This is a genomic window from Proteus sp. G2609, from assembly GCF_963896135.1.
Classification (GTDB): domain Bacteria; phylum Pseudomonadota; class Gammaproteobacteria; order Enterobacterales; family Enterobacteriaceae; genus Proteus; species Proteus mirabilis.
This window is the reverse complement of record NZ_CAWQNB010000045.1, coordinates 14,464-34,261: the sequence shown is the minus strand read 5'-3', so window position 1 is coordinate 34,261 and position 19,798 is coordinate 14,464. Positions and strand designations below refer to the sequence as shown.

At 38.3% G+C, this 19,798-nt stretch carries 17 protein-coding genes and 1 tRNA gene; 11 read left to right on the top strand and 7 right to left on the bottom strand.

What is annotated here, in order from left to right; genetic code table 11:
* Positions 1-40: 40 nt before the first annotated feature.
* On the bottom strand, positions 41-664 hold the full coding sequence (gene gmk, locus AACV01_RS16885) for a guanylate kinase (protein WP_004246821.1): 624 nt from the start codon (positions 662-664) through the stop codon (positions 41-43).
* Between the two features lie 301 nt (positions 665-965).
* Positions 966-1,583, bottom strand: coding sequence for a trimeric intracellular cation channel family protein (locus tag AACV01_RS16880; RefSeq protein WP_004246822.1), 618 nt, complete (start codon positions 1,581-1,583; stop codon positions 966-968).
* A 136-nt stretch (positions 1,584-1,719) separates the two neighbouring features.
* Between AACV01_RS16880 and AACV01_RS16875 the strand changes: the two genes are divergently transcribed.
* The 3 genes from AACV01_RS16875 to AACV01_RS16865 all read left to right on the top strand — a co-directional run bounded on the left by AACV01_RS16875 (position 1,720) and on the right by AACV01_RS16865 (position 4,534).
* The gene (locus AACV01_RS16875) at positions 1,720-3,006 is read left to right on the top strand and encodes a DUF3748 domain-containing protein (RefSeq protein ID WP_161682200.1); all 1,287 of its coding nucleotides are present in this window, start codon (positions 1,720-1,722) and stop codon (positions 3,004-3,006) included.
* Positions 3,007-3,222: 216 nt separating this feature from the next.
* Entirely contained in the window at positions 3,223-4,107 is an 885-nt protein-coding gene (locus tag AACV01_RS16870; protein ID WP_012368526.1) for an endonuclease/exonuclease/phosphatase family protein, read from the top strand.
* Positions 4,100-4,534, top strand: coding sequence for a hypothetical protein (locus tag AACV01_RS16865; RefSeq protein ID WP_004246827.1), 435 nt, complete (start codon positions 4,100-4,102; stop codon positions 4,532-4,534). The genes AACV01_RS16870 and AACV01_RS16865 overlap by 8 nt, the downstream gene beginning before the upstream one ends.
* Positions 4,535-4,582: 48 nt before the next feature.
* Here AACV01_RS16865 and AACV01_RS16860 read toward each other — a convergent pair whose 3' ends face one another.
* From AACV01_RS16860 to glyQ, 3 genes are all read right to left on the bottom strand, one after another.
* Positions 4,583-4,903 (bottom strand): helix-turn-helix domain-containing protein, encoded by a 321-nt coding sequence (locus AACV01_RS16860; RefSeq protein ID WP_004246828.1) that lies wholly within the window; start codon positions 4,901-4,903, stop codon positions 4,583-4,585.
* 130 nt (positions 4,904-5,033) lie between these two features.
* On the bottom strand, positions 5,034-7,106 hold the full coding sequence (gene glyS, locus AACV01_RS16855) for a glycine--tRNA ligase subunit beta (protein WP_041701373.1): 2,073 nt from the start codon (positions 7,104-7,106) through the stop codon (positions 5,034-5,036).
* Between the two features lie 9 nt (positions 7,107-7,115).
* Positions 7,116-8,021 (bottom strand): glycine--tRNA ligase subunit alpha, encoded by a 906-nt coding sequence (gene glyQ, locus AACV01_RS16850; protein WP_161682198.1) that lies wholly within the window; start codon positions 8,019-8,021, stop codon positions 7,116-7,118.
* A 250-nt stretch (positions 8,022-8,271) separates the two neighbouring features.
* On the opposite strand from glyQ, the gene AACV01_RS16845 reads away from it, so the two are divergent.
* Both AACV01_RS16845 and AACV01_RS16840 read left to right on the top strand, forming a co-directional pair.
* Positions 8,272-8,853, top strand: a complete 582-nt coding sequence (locus AACV01_RS16845; RefSeq protein ID WP_004246833.1) for a DNA-3-methyladenine glycosylase I — start codon at positions 8,272-8,274, stop codon at positions 8,851-8,853.
* A 172-nt stretch (positions 8,854-9,025) separates the two neighbouring features.
* Positions 9,026-10,279 carry a valine--pyruvate transaminase gene (locus tag AACV01_RS16840; RefSeq protein WP_036908872.1) on the top strand — a complete coding sequence of 418 codons (1,254 nt, stop codon included), beginning with the start codon at positions 9,026-9,028 and terminating at the stop codon, positions 10,277-10,279.
* A 272-nt stretch (positions 10,280-10,551) separates the two neighbouring features.
* Here the strand turns inward: AACV01_RS16840 and AACV01_RS16835 are convergent, their stop codons facing one another.
* Positions 10,552-12,210: a putative transporter gene (locus AACV01_RS16835; protein WP_017628660.1), complete on the bottom strand. Its 1,659-nt coding sequence runs from the start codon at positions 12,208-12,210 to the stop codon at positions 10,552-10,554.
* Between the two features lie 378 nt (positions 12,211-12,588).
* On the opposite strand from AACV01_RS16835, the gene AACV01_RS16830 reads away from it, so the two are divergent.
* Positions 12,589-12,918, top strand: coding sequence for a YceK/YidQ family lipoprotein (locus AACV01_RS16830; protein ID WP_004246836.1), 330 nt, complete (start codon positions 12,589-12,591; stop codon positions 12,916-12,918).
* A 57-nt stretch (positions 12,919-12,975) separates the two neighbouring features.
* Here the strand turns inward: AACV01_RS16830 and AACV01_RS16825 are convergent, their stop codons facing one another.
* A complete protein-coding gene (locus AACV01_RS16825) occupies positions 12,976-13,278 on the bottom strand; it encodes a DUF5339 family protein (protein WP_004246838.1) in 303 nt (100 codons plus the stop codon).
* 299 nt (positions 13,279-13,577) lie between these two features.
* On the opposite strand from AACV01_RS16825, the gene AACV01_RS16820 reads away from it, so the two are divergent.
* From AACV01_RS16820 to dppC, 5 genes are all read left to right on the top strand, one after another.
* Positions 13,578-13,654, top strand: a tRNA-Pro gene (locus tag AACV01_RS16820).
* A 227-nt stretch (positions 13,655-13,881) separates the two neighbouring features.
* A complete protein-coding gene (locus tag AACV01_RS16815) occupies positions 13,882-15,564 on the top strand; it encodes a ShlB/FhaC/HecB family hemolysin secretion/activation protein (protein ID WP_161682196.1) in 1,683 nt (560 codons plus the stop codon).
* A gap of 522 nt (positions 15,565-16,086) precedes the next feature.
* On the top strand, positions 16,087-17,694 hold the full coding sequence (dppA, locus tag AACV01_RS16810) for a dipeptide ABC transporter periplasmic-binding protein DppA (protein WP_041701370.1): 1,608 nt from the start codon (positions 16,087-16,089) through the stop codon (positions 17,692-17,694).
* A 169-nt stretch (positions 17,695-17,863) separates the two neighbouring features.
* The gene (dppB, locus tag AACV01_RS16805) at positions 17,864-18,883 is read left to right on the top strand and encodes a dipeptide ABC transporter permease DppB (protein WP_004246841.1); all 1,020 of its coding nucleotides are present in this window, start codon (positions 17,864-17,866) and stop codon (positions 18,881-18,883) included.
* A 10-nt stretch (positions 18,884-18,893) separates the two neighbouring features.
* Complete coding sequence (dppC, locus tag AACV01_RS16800; protein WP_004249100.1) at positions 18,894-19,796, top strand: dipeptide ABC transporter permease DppC; 903 nt, start codon at positions 18,894-18,896, stop codon at positions 19,794-19,796.
* The last annotated feature ends 2 nt before the right edge of the window (positions 19,797-19,798 follow it).

Sequence of the window (19,798 nt, the reverse complement as noted above, 5' to 3'; positions counted from 1 at the left end):
ACCATTAACGAAATGACTGGGCATAATACTGAAACTTATCTCAGTCTGCCAATAATTTGCTGATTAAATCACCATGTCGTAGTGTTTGACGATCAAGGCGTAATTTTTCTGAGCGAATGATTGATTGTAAATCAGCAAGCGCAGTATTGAAATCATCATTGATGAGCAAATAGTCATACTCATTAAAATGTTCCATTTCAGACACAGCTTGTGACATACGTTTAGCAATCACTTCTTCACTATCTTGCCCACGCCCGCGAAGTCGGCGGTAAAGCTCTTCTTTAGACGGTGGCAGAATAAAAATACTGCGAGCTTCAGGCATCTTTTTACGTACCTGCTGCGCACCTTGCCAATCGATATCTAAAAAGACATCAACGCCACTGGCTAAGATCTGTTTGATAACTTTACCCGATGTACCGTAATAGTTACCAAACACACAAGCGTGTTCGATAAAATCTCCACTTGCTATCATACTTTTAAATTCTTCTTCAGTGACAAAGAAGTAATGCTCACCATGGTTTTCTCCTGGTCTCATTGGGCGGGTAGTATGAGAGACAGAAACCTGTGTGTCATATAAAGGCTGTGTTTTTAATAAAGCCTGAATAAGACTTGATTTACCCGCACCGCTTGGAGCGGAAACAATATAAAGTGTTCCTTGGATCATGATGACTTTCTGAATTTGACTGGAGAATTAATATAAATGTATGTCTAGGGAGCAAATCCCCCTATAGTATACACATACCACGAAGCACATACAGTGCCCTTGTTTAATACAGGGCTATTTTTTTCTTAATTCAGCTATTTTTTTGTTTTGAAATAAGAGAAAAATTGAGTAAGCCCAATATTAACATACAAATAACGTCTCAGTGATAGGAATTGCCTTTTATCATCATCGAGAAAAGAGATGATACTTTGAGATACCCCACAGAATCTACAATAATTGCTGTTGTTATTACTCCGTTTCGCTAATCTTGATTTTCATAATTAAATACGGGTAAGCCAAGCTTATAGCGGATAGCGAGTAGCCGAGCCGTGAGTCCGGCAACAAGCGTAATAATAATCACGACATCTTTAGGGAGTGGTGTGTAAAACAGTAATCCCATGTAGAGCCAAGCGGCGCCAAATGCGACACCCGCATAGATCTCTTTTTGGAAGACGAGGGGGATGGTATTACACAGCATATCACGTAAAACGCCACCAAAAGCGCCGGTGATCACGGCTGCAATGGCAGCAATAATAGGACCATATTCCATATCGAGTGCAATTTGGGCACCGATAATAGAAAAAACCATCAATCCGATGGAGTCTAAAATGAGAAATAAGCGTCGTAGGTGTTTCATCATGGGGGCGACCCAAATAGTGATCACCGCGGCACAAGCTACTGTGACAATATACTCAGGGTGTTTGACCCAACCTAAAGGGTAGTGACCAAGAAGAATATCTCTTACTGAACCACCACCAATAGCAGTGGCTGATGCGATGATGATAACGCCAAAAACATCCATTTTACGGCGACCAGCGGCAAGTGCCCCTGTCATGGCTTCTGCGGTAATACCAATAATATAAAGAACACTAAGTAACATGATTTTTTAATTTTTTGACTGTTTAGTGAGGGTAGAGTAATCACCTTGCGAAAAAGTCTCGACTGAGTTTTTTTAGTGCCAGGTAAAATCAATTAGTTTTTATAATGTGGAAATTTATTTCCCGATAAGGATAACTATGTCTTTTCAGGAACAACAGATTACATTTGATAGTCGTCATCATCAGTTAACCAATATAAATGTTTGGACACCAGATAGCCAGTGGTTAGTTTATGATGTACGTCCCAATGGTGGATCTTTTACAGGATTAACCATAGAAAAAATTCATGCGAAAACAAAACAGCAACAGATAATTTACACCGCCACTCAAGGCGCTCATGTTGGGGTTGCCACAATCAGCCCTGTGGCACCGGTACGTTATGCTTTTATTCATGGCCCAGAAAATCCCGATGATTTATGGCATTATGATTTTCATCACCGTCGCGGTGTGATTGTTAATGAGCAGGAAGATCTTGGTGCAGTTAATATTGATGCTTGTTCCCTGACATCGCCTTATCAAGCTGGCGCGTTACGTGGTGGAACCCATGTGCATGTGTTTAGCCCTGATGGTACACGTTTAAGCTTTACTTATAATGATCACATAATGCATGAGTTAGGGCGCGAGTTCGATCAACGTAATGTTGCAATCGCAGTGCCACTCAAAGCCGTTAAAGTTGCGAAAAAGCACCCCCGTGAGTATGACGGTGAATATTTCTGTACCCTAATAAGCCAAACAGTCGCTTATCCACAAAAGGGCAGTGATGAAATTAATAAAGCCTATGAAGAGTGTTGGATAGGTAAACAAGGTTATACCAAAGCTGATGGCTCACAACAGCGCTGGGCTATTGCTTTTATTGGTGATACGGTCAGTGAAAGTGGTGAGAAGGTCGCTGATATCTTCTTAGTTGATTTGCCAGATGATGATCATGCTTTCAGCCTAGAAGGTGATAAACCTCTGGCAGGAACAGAGACGACGATGCCAGCTCCTGCACAAGGGATTGAACAAGTTCGCTTGACGAATACCCACCATAGAAAATATCCCGGTGTTTTAAATCAACCTCGTCATTGGTTAAGAAGTTCACCGCAAGGAGATGCGGTTGCTTTTCTGATGAAAGATGATAATGGTGTTGTCCAGCTATATACCGTTTCGCCAACCACCAAAGCGATTAGACAGGTCACTTCACAGCAATGGGATATTCAATCTGCATTCACTTGGAGCCATAGCGGAGAATATCTCACCTTTATTTGTGATAATAGCGTGATGTTATGTAATGCTAAAACAGGTGAATTAACGCGATTAACTGATAAAACAGCACAAGCACCAAGTGGTGACGCAGTCGTATTTTCACCTAATGATCAGTATATTGCTTTTATGCGTGATATTGATGGTTATCGGCAAATATTTACGGTAGAAAGTGGGTTATAACGTTTTTTATTGTGAAAGGTAACTGATTTTGATGTTACCTTTTCTATTATTATTAATATACATATTATTTAAATAAAAATTAAAATATTTATTTGTCTTGATTCATTTTATTGGTTTTTATAAAGCTAATTGTCATGTTAAAGTTAACTTATTGTTTTAATAATAGTTATTAGTGATTAAAAATCAAATATATTTTAATGGATATAAAATATAACAATGGAATTAAATTTATGCTGGTGGAATATAGGAATATCTCCACCGACAAAATCAAAACAGAACGTCAAGACTGAAAAAGTTGGCTTAGCGAAAAAATATCTTGAAGAACTTATCATTAAAAAAACGCTTGATATCATTGCGTTGAGTGAGGTTTCTGAAAACGAGAGCTACGCTTTTAAGCAGTTGGCGACTCAATTAAAAATGGGTTATATCGATCTCTCAGGTAAAATAGGACGAATTATTATTGATATATCATTAATATATCAAATGAATAAACTAGAGTTTATTTCAAGTAAGTTTTTAACTAAACTCCAGCCTGATAATAGAATGGTAAGGGTAGGCGTTGCTGTTGTATTTAAAGAAATCGAACATCAAAAAATAATCACCCTTTTTTTATCACATTGGCCATCAATATTAAGTGCTAATGATACAACTCGAGAAGTGGCAGCTGCAGGATTAAGAAGTAGTATTAATAAACTCTTTGAAAATAATGGAGATGATGTTCAGTTTATTTGTATGGGGGATTATAATACAGAGCCTTATTCTAATGCGATGCTTAATATATTGTATGCGACAAGAGATTATCATTTAATAAAAAAGAAAAGAAAACTATTATTTAACCCATTTTGGTATCTCTTATCTGATAAGAAGACTAATAATTTAGGTACATATTATTATAATTCCGCATCTATTAATCGTTGGTATGTGTTTGATCAAATGATTTTTTCTTCATCATTTTTATATGGAAAAGAAGATTGTTTTAAATTAGATCTTGAACAGCTTGATTTTTATCGCGTCCTAAATGATGATAATCACTGCCTTGATGATATCTTTTTTAAGAAATTTGATCATTACCCCATATTTTGTAGGATCTTCCATGAATGATGAACATAAGATATTCGAAAAAATAAAAGCTTCACTCAATAGAGCATCTTTTATTATTGATCTACGAAGTAAGATAGAAGATAAAATCAGTGCAGTGGTCAAAAAGCTAGAAGTGATCACCAATAATAAAGTTAAGGTATCATTTGAAGATAATAATAAAAGTAATATTCATTTTATAAATAGTGAGCGCCTTGTTTATATTAATAATGCTGATTTAAGTAAAGAGGGTGGTTTTATACTATTTGGTTATAGCTTTAGTAAAATAAATGGCTTTCCTATTGAGATAGAAACGGAAATAGAATCTTTTCACGCAGAAGATATTGAAAATTTATTACATATTATTGTTAATATTATTGATAATGAGTCTATCAGGATCATCGAACTTACTCATCATACTATTTATAATAAATTGATTAATCACCAATAAAAAACTGGCACTGCTTTCGCAATGCCGGTTTTTATTCTTTTGAGGAAACTAGATGAATAATATTTTTTTATCTATTAAATGCAGAAGTCGTAGTGCTGCACCATTGGGCTTAATTTCGTTTCTTTCCCACTTAGAAACGCTTTCTTTAGTCATATTCAATATCAAAGCAAGGGAAGATTGAGAGATATTATTTTGCTCACGGATCCTTTTTATATCTTCACCTGTCATAGGGGTAGGATGTTTATACTTAGCTTGTAATTCTTTCGCTTTTATTCTGGCGGCAATACGTTTAGTTGTACTGCCATCAGTGACTCCTGCATCTTCCATTTCTTGTGCAAATTTTAGCATTTCTTTCATTTTATCAGTCATATTTAACCTCTGTTAAAAGGCCTAGTGCAATCATTTTATCTATTTTATTTTGATTTTAATTTTAAGTAAAAAAACCGGCACTGCTTTCGCAATGCCGGTTTTATGTTGTTGTATGACTAAGTTTTATAACTTATTGTAAAACAGAAATATCAGCGACTTTTAAGAACAACTCGCGTAATTCATGTAGCATGGTTAAACGGTTGATACGAATTTCTTCGTCTTTATCCATTACCATCACTTTATCAAAGAAGTTATTCACAACATCACGTAAAGAGGCGAGTTCAACTAATGCTTCTTGGTATTTACGTTCAGCAAATAGAGGGGCTAGCTTATCTTGTAGCACAGAAAGATTAGCCGCTAGCTGAACTTCTTCAGGCGCTTTTAGCACCGAGGCTAATACTTTATCGTTGAGCTTAACATCTGCTGATTTTGCTAAGATATTAGAAACACGTTTATTGGCTTCGGCTAATGCAGCTGCTTCTTCTAAGGTTCGGAAGTAAGTAACGGCTTTTACACGAGCGTTAAAGTCAGCAGGTTGTGTTGGACGACGCGCTAATACCGCTTGAATAGTATCAATACTATAACCCAGCTCTTGATACCAAGCACGGAAACGACCTAGCATAAACTCTACGACATCACTGACGACATTTTTGTTCGTCAGTTTGTCACCATATAAGCGAGCCGCTTCTTGGGTTAATTCTTCAATATCTAATGGTAAATCTTGTTCAACAATAATACGTAGCACACCAAGGGCAGCACGACGTAAAGCGAAAGGATCTTTATCCCCTTTAGGGTGTTGACCAATACCAAAGATACCCGCCAGCGTATCCATTTTTTCAGCTATAGCGACAGCACTTGCTACTGGGTTAGATGGTAGTGCATCACCTGCAAAACGTGGTTGATATTGCTCTTTTAATGCGACAGCAACTTCTTCATCTTCACCATCATGGCGAGCATAATGCATCCCCATAACCCCTTGGGTATCGGTGAATTCAAACACCATATTGGTCATTAAGTCACATTTTGATAATAAACCAGCACGTGTTGCTTTATTGACATCAGCACCCATTTTCTCAGCAATAAAACCGGCGAGAGCTTGAATACGGTCTGTTTTGTCGCGTAGAGAGCCTAAATCTTTTTGGAAAAGAACAGTTTCAAGGCGTGGTAAGTTATCTTCTAAACGCTGTTTTCGGTCAGTTTTAAAGAAGAATTCCGCATCCGCTAAACGAGGGCGAACCACTTTTTCGTTACCACTGATTATCTGTTGAGGATCAGAGGATTCAATGTTAGAAACGAAAATAAAGTGAGGTAATAGCGCACCTTGTTTATCGTAAACAGGAAAATATTTCTGATCGCCTTTCATGGTGTAAACCAGTGCTTCAGCCGGAACTTCAAGGAATTTTTCCTCAAATTTTGCCGTTAACACCACAGGCCATTCAACTAATGAAGTGACTTCTTCAACTAGGCTGTCACTTAAATCAGCGACACCACCTAGTTTTTCAGCCGCAAGACGTGCATCATGAAGAATGATGGATTTACGGTTTTCGTAATCGGCAATGACCTTACCACGTTCATAAAGGATTTCAGGGTACTGGTCTGCATTATCGATAGTAAATTCAGCTTCACCCATAAAACGGTGGCCACGAATAATACGATCGCTTTGTACACCTAAGATTTCACCGTCAATGAGGGTATCACCCAATAATAAAGTAACAGTATGCACTGGACGCACAAAATGCGTTTCTTTATCACCCCAACGCATTAATTTAGGGATAGGCAGTTTTGCTAGTGCATTGCTTACCATACCAGCCAGTAGTTGGTTAACGGCTTCGCCTTTAACTTCAGCACGATAAAAGAGCCACTCACCTTTATCCGTTGATAAACGTTCAGCTTGATCAACAGTGATGCCGTTACCTCTAGCCCAACCTTCTGCGGCTTTAGTTGGCTTACCTTCAGCATCAAATGCTTGCGCTATAGCAGGGCCTCGTTTTTCAACGATCCTATCTGCTTGAGATTTCGCCATATTCGCCACTTTGATGGCTAAACGACGAGGAGCGGCAAACCAAGATACATCACCATGAGTAATATTGGCGTTATCCAGTTCAGCCGTAAAATGGGTCGCAAAAGATTCGGCTAAAGAACGAAGCGCTTTCGGCGGTAACTCTTCTGTGCCGATTTCCACAAGGAAAGTCTCAGTTGTCATAATAGCCTCTTACTTTTTACACATAGGGAAACCAAGCGCCTCACGGGAAGCATAATAAGCTTCAGCGGCGGCTTTGGTTAAAGTACGGATACGTAAAATATAGCGTTGACGCTCTGTAACAGAAATCGCTTTACGTGCATCCAATAAGTTAAAAGTGTGACCTGCTTTTAAGATACGTTCGTAAGCAGGTAAAGGCAGAGGTTTTTCTAACTCTAACAACTCACGAGCTTCTTTTTCATATTGTTCGAAACAAGAGAATAAGAAGTCAACATCTGCATATTCAAAGTTATAAGTTGATTGTTCTACTTCATTTTGGTGATAAATATCGCCGTAAGTGGTTTTACCTAATGGGCCATCACACCAAACTAAGTCATAAACGCTATCAACGCCTTGAATGTACATTGCCAGACGCTCTAAACCGTAAGTAATTTCGCCAGTGACGGGTTTACACTCTAATCCGCCGACTTGTTGGAAATAGGTAAATTGCGTCACTTCCATGCCGTTGAGCCAAACTTCCCAGCCTAATCCCCAAGCACCTAATGTTGGGTTTTCCCAGTTATCTTCAACAAAACGAATATCATGGATAGTAGGATCTAATCCTAATTCTCTTAAAGAGCCAAGATAAAGCTCTTGGATGTTATCCGGTGATGGCTTGATGATAACTTGGAATTGGTAATAGTGCTGTAGACGGTTAGGGTTTTCACCGTAACGTCCGTCAGTTGGACGGCGTGATGGTTGAACATAAGCCGCTGCAATAGGCTCTGGACCTAATGCTCGTAAACAGGTCATTGGGTGTGAGGTACCTGCTCCTACTTCCATATCTAATGGTTGAACAATGGTACAGCCCTGACGAGCCCAATAATCCTGTAATGTCAGGATCAGCCCCTGAAAGGTTTTGGTATCAAACTTTTGCATGTTATATCCGCATGGCGATACATAGAATAAAAAGAAAGGTTTCAGTATACCTTCTAGACGAAAGATATACAGCAAGGAATACGGGCAATTTTCTCTTGATCAAAAAAATAGTGCCTTAATCGTTGTTATGACTATGCTCAAATAGCCAGAATGATTTTTTCTTAGTCTATTTACATGTGTTTTTATACAGTATATAAAGAGCGATATCAATTGTATGAATAACACCTATAAAGAACAAGGAATGTAGCAAATGAATAAACAACGTTGTGATTGGGTAACTCAAGATCCTGAATATCTCGCATACCATGATAATGAATGGGGAAAACCACAGCGAGATAAATACAAACTTTTTGAGATGATCTGCCTTGAAGGACAACAGGCAGGTTTGTCGTGGTATACCGTATTAAAGAAAAGAGCGGGATTTCGTCGTTGCTTTTTTGATTTTCGTCCTGAAAAAATAGCACTAATGACTGAAAAAGATGTGGAAACACTACTACAAGATCCGTCTATTATTCGTCATCGTGGCAAAATTAACGCCATTATCAATAATGCGCGTGCCTTTTTAGCGATGGAAGCTCAGGGTGAAGATTTCAGTGAATTTATTTGGCAATTTGTTGATGGAAAACCCATTGATAACCAGTGGCAGACTATTTCACAGGTTCCTGCTTTTACTGAAATTTCAGATGATATGGCTAAGGCGTTAAAGAAAAAAGGGTTTAAATTTGTTGGTACTACCACCTGTTATGCATTTATGCAAGCAGTAGGTATGGTTAACGATCATATACTCTGTTGTTTTTGTCGGCAATCTCAGCCGGAAAGTAGTATTAAATAGAAGAATACTAGTTTAGTTATCTTTAATTGGATTTAAAACTGAATTTATATTTCAATATTGGTTTTAAGGTTGGTGTTGATATTTAAGTATACATCTGTTAACGGTTGATGCTGAGTCCGGCTCACGGTATGGTGTTTATCTAATGAAAAACGACAAAGAAGATCCTGCAAAGATGACTCAACTATCACGATTTGGGCAAAAATTTGCTCGCCACTCAGGTATTTCTCGCTTGATGCAAGACTTAAATGAAGGAATACGTACACCAGAAGCGGTGATGTTAGGAGGAGGAAATCCTGCCCATATTCCTGAGATGGACAGCTATTTTCACCAATTATTACAAGAGATGGTGAATAATGGCTCATTAAGTGATGCCGTATGTAATTACGATGGGCCACAAGGTAAAGATGCGATGCTCAACGCCTTGGCTATTTGTTTAAAAGAAAAATTAGGATGGAATATTTCCGCTAAAAATATTGCGCTTACTAACGGCAGTCAAAGTGCTTTCTTTTATCTTTTTAATTTACTCGGTGGCCAATCTGCTGAGGGTAAAAAGCGCAAAATTCTTTTTCCCATCGCTCCGGAATATATTGGATATGCCGATGCCGGATTAGAAGAAGATTTGTTTGTTGCGAATAAACCCACTATTGAAATGCTACCTGATGGACAATTTAAATATCATGTAGATTTTGAACATTTAACGATAGGTGATGATATTGGTGCTATTTGTGTTTCTAGACCAACAAATCCAACAGGTAATGTGATCACTGATGATGAAGTAAAAAAGCTGGATGCCTTAGCGAAAAAACATGATATCCCACTGATTATTGATAATGCTTACGGCGTGCCCTTTCCGGGGATTATTTTTTCCCAAGCAACTCCCCACTGGAATGACAACACCATTCTTTGTATGAGCCTCTCTAAGCTAGGATTACCGGGGGCTCGTTGTGGCATTATTATCGCTAATGAAGAGCTTATTACTGCAATCACGAATGTGAATGGCATTATTAGTCTTGCCCCTGGAGGTATTGGCCCTGCGATGGCATTAGAAATGCTCAAACGTGATGATTTAATGCGATTATCCCAAGAGATAATTAGATCTTTTTATCATCAACGAGTACTTGAAACTATTGATATTATTCGTCGCTATCTACCTAAAGAGCGTTGCCTTATCCATAAACCGGAAGGGGCTATTTTCTTGTGGCTTTGGTTTAAAGATTTACCAATCTCAAGTGAAGAACTCTATCGGCGTTTAAAAAAACGTGGTGTATTGATGGTTCCTGGTCACTATTTCTTTCCAGGCTTAGAAGAGTCGTGGCAACATGCACATCAATGTATGCGAATGAATTATGTACCAGAGCCTGCATTAATTGAAAAAGGAATAAAGATCCTATCGGAAGAGATAGAACGATGCTTATCGCCAGAATAAATAAGTAATAAAAATGCCCCTTCAGCGAGAAGAAGGGGCAAAGACAATAACGAGGACTTTTGAGCATAAGTTTGACGGAAAGAAATTGATTACTAAAAGTTAGCAATCCGTCTCAATCTAAATTTCTTAGCACGAGCGCTATTAAAACAGATAATAATAAAATCGATGGCTTAAATAAGCCCCTTTTAAGCCCTTTATTATCCTTCTGTAAAGTGAAATTAAGCATTTGATAACAAATTGACTGCAACCATTTAATATACCTATTAAATTCGTTACAAAGCCCAAATAATCAGTGCCATTAGTTGTGGCGTGATGATACGTAAAAACATAGCTAAAGGATAAACCGTGGCATAAGAAAGTGCGGCAGCACCGCTATTTTGATGAATAGAATTAGCGAATGCTAGAGCGGGAGGATCAGTCATCGAGCCAGCAAGTACGCCACATAGGGTAAGGTAATTTAACTTAAAAACGAGACGAGCCATTATACCGACTATCAATAATGGGAGTAGTGTGATCGCGATACCATAGCCAATCCAACTTAACCCTTGTCCATATATTAAGGTATCAATAAACCCGCCACCGGAATTAAGGCCAACCACAGCTAAAAACATGACGATCCCGAGTTCACGTAGTGCAAGATTAGCACTTGGGGGCATAAACCAATAGAGTTTCCCGAAAGTACCAATACGGCCTAAAATCAAGGCCACGATCAGTGGCCCGCCAGCAAGACCTAATTTTAGTGCAACAGGGATCCCCGGAATAAAAATAGGGATAGAGCCTAATAAAACCCCTAAACCAATGCCAATAAAAACAGGCAACATCTGTACTTGTTCTAATTTTTGTCGTGCATTACCCAAAAGTACCGTGATTGCTTCTATGGCCCCAGGTCTACCCACAACATTTAAAATATCGCCAAACTGTAGCATACTGTTATTACTAGGAATTAATTCAATTCCTGCTCGATTTAATCGTGTGATAACAACATCATATTTTCTTTTTAAATCGAGATCTTTTAATCGTTTACTCAATACTGAGTCATTCGTGACAACAATGCGCACAGATTGTAATTGATGGGTTGAGGTAGAAAGTGAAGCATCTACTTCTTCGCCTAAAATAAGGCGAACCTTATTGAGATCTTCTCTTGAGCCGACAATATGCAGTAAATCTCCTAACTGAATAATAGTGGAAGGCATCGGAACCATAATATCGTCGCCACGTTTCAAACGTGAACAGACAAGGGCATCTTCATTGAGTAGTGGGATATCCTGCATTAATAAGCCATCTAAATTGGGATTGCGAATGGCAATGTTAATGGTATGCAGTGTCTCTTTAGTGCTGTTTTGCTGATGGTTAAAGTGTTTTGCTTCTCGCTCTATATTGATTTTAAACAGCACGCGAATAAACCACATGACCAAAAGAATGCCACAAATTCCCATGGGGTAAGCCATAGCATATCCCATTCCCATTTGACTGATTATGGCTGGATCAATATTAAGGTCGGTGAGGATTTGTTGCCCTGCACCTAATGAAGGCGTGTTCGTTACCGCACCAGAAAAAATGCCAAGAATAATGGGTAGTGGCACATTAAATAAGTGATAAATAAAGGCTGTTACTAGTGAACCAAGTAAAATAATCAAAATGGCAAAGGCATTGAGCTTAAGCCCAGATACACGTAAAGAAGAGAAAAAACCGGGGCCGACTTGGATACCAATGGTATATACAAAGAGGATAAGGCCGAATTCTTGAATAAAATGGAGTATCTGTGTGTTGAGCACCAGTCCATAACGTTGAGCTAAATGGCCGACAATAATCCCTCCAAACAGCACTCCGCCAATTCCTAAACTGACCCGATAGATTTTAACGTTACCTATCCAAAGTCCTAAGGCGCCTGCTAATGACAACATCACCATTGTTAATGCAATATCACTCATAAAACAGATCCTATGCCAAGTGAAATAGCCAAGTAACTCACTAGCTAAAACGATACATCTAGTTTGCCAAAAAGATAAAAAAACGCTGTGTCTTATTGCACAAATTCAGCATATATAACGATCAAAAAAATAAAAAAGATAAATATTTAGTTAAAATATTTATTTAAAATGAATAGGGTTGAATTTTAATATCAGTGAAACATAATAATTTATAACATCAGAATTATTATATAAAATGAGTTTATTTTTAGATTAAATTAATTACCTGTGTTATTAAAAATAAACCCCTTAGATCTTCTTTTTCTTGTCCTAACAAGGAAAACAGGTTTAACTATGTAATAAAGGTGTTTAACCCTAACGGCTTTTTATAGGTGCTCTATGAGATCCATAATCATTAACAAGTTAATACTAGCGACGTTTATGCTATCACTGACAGGGTGCTCAAGTGTTATGACGCATGCAGGCCCTAATAACGAGCTTTATTCAGGAACAAAAAATAACGTTAATATGCTTTCTGATGATGAAACAGGGTGGGCAATGAAACCGTTAGTTATTCTTGATCTTCCTTTTAGTGCGTTATTAGATACTTTATTGCTTCCTTATGATTATTATACACAACATGATGACAACAGTGATAATTCACCTAAAGAAAGGATAAAAAAATTAGGTAGCACTAATGATACACTTAATACTGGAAATAAAACCTAATTATTATAAATAAGACTAAATATAATCACTTATTTATTATTTAGTCATTATTTATATTTATTTTTTTGCTGTAGCTTCTTTTGGACCAAACATCTTGTTAAGGTTATCAAGCTCTTGCATTCCTTTTTCACAAATTGCTTTTTGCTCTTTTAGGGTGGAAGAACTGATCAACTTTTTATTTTGTTCAAAATTACCTTTTATTTCAGGCATGTTCTGTTTTAAGTCATCTCTTGTAGCAATATATTGTAAGAATTTATCGGCTTCTTTAAAGTAAACCCGACAAGTTTGTGATGTAGCCGCTTGGACTGAAAATGTGGTGACGAATAAAAGTAATGTGCTAATGCCCCAACGTGATTTCATGCTCTAAATTCACCTAACTGATTTGACATAGGGTAATTATATAAAAAGTGCATGAAATAAACGATAACAATAAAGAATAAATTTGTCATTTTTCATGATGTTTTCTGATAACTGTAAAGAAAAATAGCTGTTTCATATAACTTAAGTAAAAGTAGGGTTTATGATGCGGTTAATTTCAGCAATAGTGCTAATAAAAAGTTAAAAATCAGTCATTTTGGTTGAAAACCATACGAACAGTTGGGAGATAAGAAAAAAGTATTGACGCTTTGGCTTTCTGGCAGTAAGATGCACCTCGTTTTCGGCGAGTAGCGCAGCCTGGTAGCGCAACTGGTTTGGGACCAGTGGGTCGGAGGTTCGAATCCTCTCTCGCCGACCATATTTAGAAACCCCGCTTTTTTAAAGCGGGGTTTTGTCGTTTTAAGGCATCTCTTTATAAATAATCGTTTATGATTTTTTTACTCTCTGATCTGATAAGTCGGCATAGTTGCATTATTAGTAACTGTGTAGGTAAGTCAGGGTAAAAAGACGGTTTTTATAAATCTTTTTTGTTTCTCTTTACATATACATAGCACTCCTATTTCCGGTGATAAGAGTGTAAATTGAATGCGTATTGAGTTGTCTATTTTAATCTATTGTATTTTATGGTGTTGTGCTTTTTTTTCTGTAGCGAATGAAAGTCATATCGATCCCCCTGTACCAGTAGATTTACCGACAGAAACACAACTTAGAGATCAATTACTACAACAAAATGACAATGTCTCTTTAGTGAACTTAGCGCCACAAAATAAAAGGGAATTTATCACACCTTCTGTACATTGTTTTTCAATCAAACAGGTAAAACTCCATCATCTCGATGAGTTTTCTTCCCCATCACTGCAACGCCAAGTGGCAAAATGGCAAGCTGAATTAGTTGGGCATTGTCAGTCACAGGCATTGTTAGAACAAGATATCAATATTCTGAATGCGCTGCTTTATGATGCAGGTTATGTGACCAGTGAGGTGGGTAAAGTTGATCTTTATGCCGATGACGAGGTATTGGATATCACATTAAATGTCGGGAGAGTGCAAGACATTGTTTCCGAAGCCCCGACAGATAAACGCTATTTGATTTCACAGGCAGTGCCAATCAAAAAAGGTGATATTTTAAACGTTAAAGATATTGAACAGGGGGCTGACAATTTCAGATCCCGTCCTAATAGTAATGTCAAAATTCAGATAGAACCCTCGTCAAAAGAACATGAGTCAATTATTTCTCTTTCTCAAGTGGGAAAAAGGACAATGGCAGGCTCGGTATCGATTGATAATAAGGAGCAGAAAATTTACGGAGATCTATTTGGTACTACAAGACTAAGCTTTGGTAATCTAGCGCAACTTAATGATACTTTAATGGTTATTCTTTCTAGTCAACTCGATACCTTAAAATCAAGAGGCATCAAAAAGCAGATCTTTTTATGGCAAGTACCTTATCATTATTGGCGTGCGGCATTATTTGGTTATGATATTGGTTCAAAAATGAGAGTCTCTGAAGTGACAAAAGAGTTACAAAAAACGCGTCAACAGCTTCTTTCTTTTGAGATCCAGCGCCAATTTAGACCTTCAACACAGCGTACGGTGACTTTAAGTGGTGGAATACAATATTACACTTATCGCAATGAAGTGTCAGGCTATCGCTTATCAGTCCATGAGCGTCGCAGTCCTTATATTAATGCGGGTATTGAGCAAAATTATCGCTTTATGAGAGGGGGTTTCCTTAATACAAAATTTCATTATAAGCAGAGTGTTTATATTCCTGGCGCAAGACTATCACCAATAGATTCCCTTAATGGTGTACCCATTTTTAATCTTAATTTTGATGCATTAATTCCTTTTAAAATCACTTCACAGCAATTTTTTTATCAACCAGAAATGATATTCCAACTGACTCGCTCAGACATTGATGGATTGCTTGATAAAGCAACCATTGGTGGTCTGTATAGCGTGTATGGTTTTGAGTCCGGCAAAGGTTATTCTGATGCCAATCAGTTTGTTTCCCGACATAAAGTTACTTGGCTTACACCTTTGAATAACCAAATGCTATTTTCCGCCATAGATTATGGTTCCGTTTCAGAAGATAGAAAAAATATTTTTTATAATAAAAATAAATATTTAGTTGGTGCGGCAATAGGATTAGAAGGTAGCTTTAAGAAACTTAGTTATCAGTTAGTATGGAGCATACCGTTATCAGCCCCTTCTAGTCGAGAAGCGACAGGATCGCAGTTTAATTTTAATACCCAATTTAACTTCTGATTATGGAGGTTGATTTTATATTTTTTACTACTGTTTTTATAAATTATTTAATAATTAACTATAGATTATTGGCTTATATAGCATACTAGTAGTCAAAGAGAGAAAAAGGTATTTTTCTCTCTTTGGATTAACGGAGTATTGCGCTGATTATCTTCTATATACTGGTGTTATTCTTCACTACTAACAGAATAAACCACCCACTTCTTTGTTTCATTTCAATATATTCGTTTAATATTTAAGCGTTCAATCACAAAATATCGTTTTTTTTTAAATAGTCATTTAACTTAAGACTTACTTAATGTGTGGTTTAATTCTCTACCATTAAATCAATTTGTCCAATTTTTATCCTGTAATTGTTTGGTATTTGTTTCGTTTATGTTTGCAACTTGTTCATTTTGGCGTAAAGCCCCTTATTGACGGAAACGAATACAGTTGGTTAATTGAACAATGACAAAATAAAAAGGTATTCCGTTTTTAAACAGGAAACCAAAAAACACAACAGAATAATGACGGAGAATAATGATGAGAAGCTCCAAAAAACAGACAGGGTTGCTAACCGCTACAATCGGCTTACTCGCTTTGGCTATTTCAGCAGGTGTGCAAGCGAAAACATTAGTGTACTGTTCAGAAGGCTCACCGGAAGGATTTAACCCCCAACTATTTACCTCAGGTACGACTTATGACGCAAGTTCAGTACCGCTTTATGATCGCTTAGTTGAGTTTAAACTCGGTACCACAGAAATTACTCCCGGCTTAGCTGAAAGTTGGGAAGTGAGTGATGATGGTAAGGTGTATACTTTCCATTTACGTAAAGGGGTTAGTTGGCATAGCAACAAAGAGTTTAAGCCCACTCGTGAATTTAACGCAGATGATGTGATATATACATTTATGCGTCAAATGGACCCAAATCATCCTTATCATAAAGTCTCTGGTGGAAGTTATGAATATTTCACCGGGATGGATATGAATAACATGATCGAGAAGATCGAAAAAGTGGATGACAATACGGTTCGTTTTGTACTTACCCGTTCAGAAGCGCCTTTCTTGGCTGATATGGCAATGGACTTCGCATCTATTCTTTCTGCCGAGTATGCAGATAATATGATGAAAGCAGGGACTCCTGAGAAAGTGGATCTCAATCCTATTGGTACGGGACCTTTCCAACTGCAACAATATCAAAAAGACTCACGTATTCTTTATAAAGCGAACGATAAATATTGGGGGAAAAAACCTGATATAGATCGTTTAGTTTTCTCTATTACGCCAGATGCCTCTGTTCGTTATGCCAAATTACAAAAGAACGAATGTCAGGCAATGCCTTACCCAAATCCTGCTGATATCGCAAAGATGAAACAAAATAATGATATCCAGCTACTGGAACAACCCGGATTAAACGTGGGGTATATCTCTTTTAATGTGGAGAAAAAACCGCTCGATAACCAAAAAGTACGCCAAGCATTAAGTATGGCGGTGAATAAAGACGCCATTATTGAAGCTGTCTATCAAGGTGCAGGCCAGAAAGCGAAGAATCTTATTCCACCGACAATGTGGGGTTATAACGATGATATCGTCGATTATGAATATAACCCGGAAAAAGCCAAAGCATTGCTAAAAGAAGCCGGCCTTGCAGATGGCTTTACTATCGATTTATGGGCGATGCCAGTGCAACGACCATATAACCCTAATGCCCGCCGTATGGCTGAAATGGTACAAGCTGACTGGGAAAAAATTGGTGTGAAAACTAAGATCGTTAGTTATGAGTGGGGTGAATATCTGAAACGTGCTAAATCAGGTGAACACCAAGCTGTGATGATGGGCTGGACGGGAGATAACGGTGATCCTGATAACTTTTTCGCCACACTGTTTAGTTGTGCTGCGAAAGAGCAAGGCTCTAACTACTCGAAATGGTGTTATAAGCCGTTTGAAGATCTGATCCAGCCTGCGCGGATCACGGCAGATCACGATAAGCGTGTTGAGTTATATAAACAAGCTCAAGTGGTGATGCATGACCAAGCGCCAGCACTGATTATTGCTCACTCCACGGTATATGAACCAATCAGTAAAAAAGTAGAGAACTATGTGGTCGACCCATTAGGTAAACACCACTTTAATAATGTCTCTCTAAAATAGTCGTGATATTAACGAGCTGAGTTATCTTTACCACGGTACTTCTCTGAGCGTTTAGAGAAGTACCGCTATCCAATAATAATCAAGACATTCAGTACACTGTGAGCGCAGGGGCTTTCCCCTGATTTATCAGCGCTATCTTTTAGCTGATGTGTAAAAAGAGAATTAGGATATGCTGCAATTTATCCTTCAGCGTTTGGGGCTCGTGATCCCAACGTTTATCGGAATTACGTTATTAACCTTTATTTTTGTCCATCTTATTCCGGGTGATCCGGTCATGATTATGGCGGGAGAGCGTGGATTATCACCAGAGCGTCACGCTTATTTAATGGCGGAATTAGGACTAGATAAACCGCTATGGCAACAATATTTAAATTACCTTAACGGCATTATGCACGGTGATTTAGGTATTTCACTAAAAAGTCGTATTCCTGTCTGGGATGAATTTTTGCCACGATTTAAAGCAACCTTAGAGCTAGGTATTTGTGCCATGATTTTTGCTGTTTCAGTGGGCATTCCCGTTGGGGTGCTTGCGGCAGTAAAACGAGGTTCTATTTTTGATCATACGGCAATCAGTGTGTCACTTGCAGGATATTCTATGCCTATCTTTTGGTGGGGGATCATGCTGATTATGCTCGTTTCAGTGAAGCTTGATCTAACACCTGTATCAGGTCGATTGGCGGATAGTGTCTTTCTAGATGATAGCTATCCACTAACGGGATTTATGTTGATTGATACGCTCTTTTGGGGGGAAGAAGGTGATTTTCTTGATGCGCTACACCATATTATTTTACCAGCCATTGTGCTTGGGACTATTCCATTGGCGGTTATTGTGCGTATGACGCGTTCGGCAATGTTGGAAGTATTGGGAGAAGATTATATTCGCACTGCCAGAGCCAAAGGATTAAGTCGTGCACGAGTGATTTTGATCCATGCATTACGTAACGCAATGTTACCTGTTGTGACGGTGATTGGTTTACAAGTTGGTACGATGCTAGCCGGAGCGATACTGACAGAAACTATTTTTTCATGGCCGGGGTTAGGTCGCTGGTTAATTGATGCTCTACAACGTCGAGACTACCCTGTTGTTCAAGGGGGAGTATTGCTCATTGCCACTATGATCATTTTCGTGAATCTATTAGTGGATGTGCTATATGGCATTGTTAACCCACGTATCCGTCATAAGAAATAAGGAGTGCATCATGGCTGAAAATAACGTAACACCGGTCATTAGTGCACCGGTGCCAATGACCCCCTTTCAAGAGTTTTGGCACTATTTCAAACAAAATAAAGGGGCGGTTGTTGGCTTAATTTATATTGTCATTATGCTGTTGATAGCTGCCCTTGCAGGCGTTTTAGCGCCTCATGCACCCAATGAGCAGTTTCGTGAGTTTCTTCTAACGCCCCCAGTATGGCAAGAAGGAGGAAGCTGGAGTTTTATTTTAGGCACTGATGATGTTGGGCGGGATATTCTCTCTCGCTTAATGTATGGTGCGCGTCTTTCATTACTCGTTGGTTGCATTGTCGTTATACTTTCACTGATTTTAGGCATTATTTTAGGTTTAATGGCCGGCTATTTTGGTGGCATCGTTGATATCGCCATTATGCGCGTAGTCGATATTATGCTGGCATTACCCAGTCTTTTATTAGCATTAGTGTTAGTGGCTATTTTTGGGCCTTCGATTATTAATGCTTCAATCGCTTTAACCTTTGTTGCCCTACCTCATTATGTTCGACTGACGCGTGCGGCAGTGTTAACAGAAATTAACCGTGATTATGTTGTGGCGTCTCGTGTTGCGGGAGCAGGCTCTATACGCCAAATGTTTATCAATATCTTGCCTAACTGCCTTGCTCCTTTAATTGTGCAAGCCTCTTTAGGTTTTTCTAATGCCATCTTAGATATGGCTGCCTTAGGTTTTTTGGGAATGGGCGCACAGCCACCGACACCAGAATGGGGAACCATGTTATCTGATGTACTGCAATTTACCCAAAGTGCATGGTGGGTAGTGACTTTTCCGGGGTTAGCTATTTTGTTGACGGTTTTAGCCTTTAACTTAATGGGTGACGGTCTACGAGATGCACTCGATCCAAAATTAAAGCAGTAACG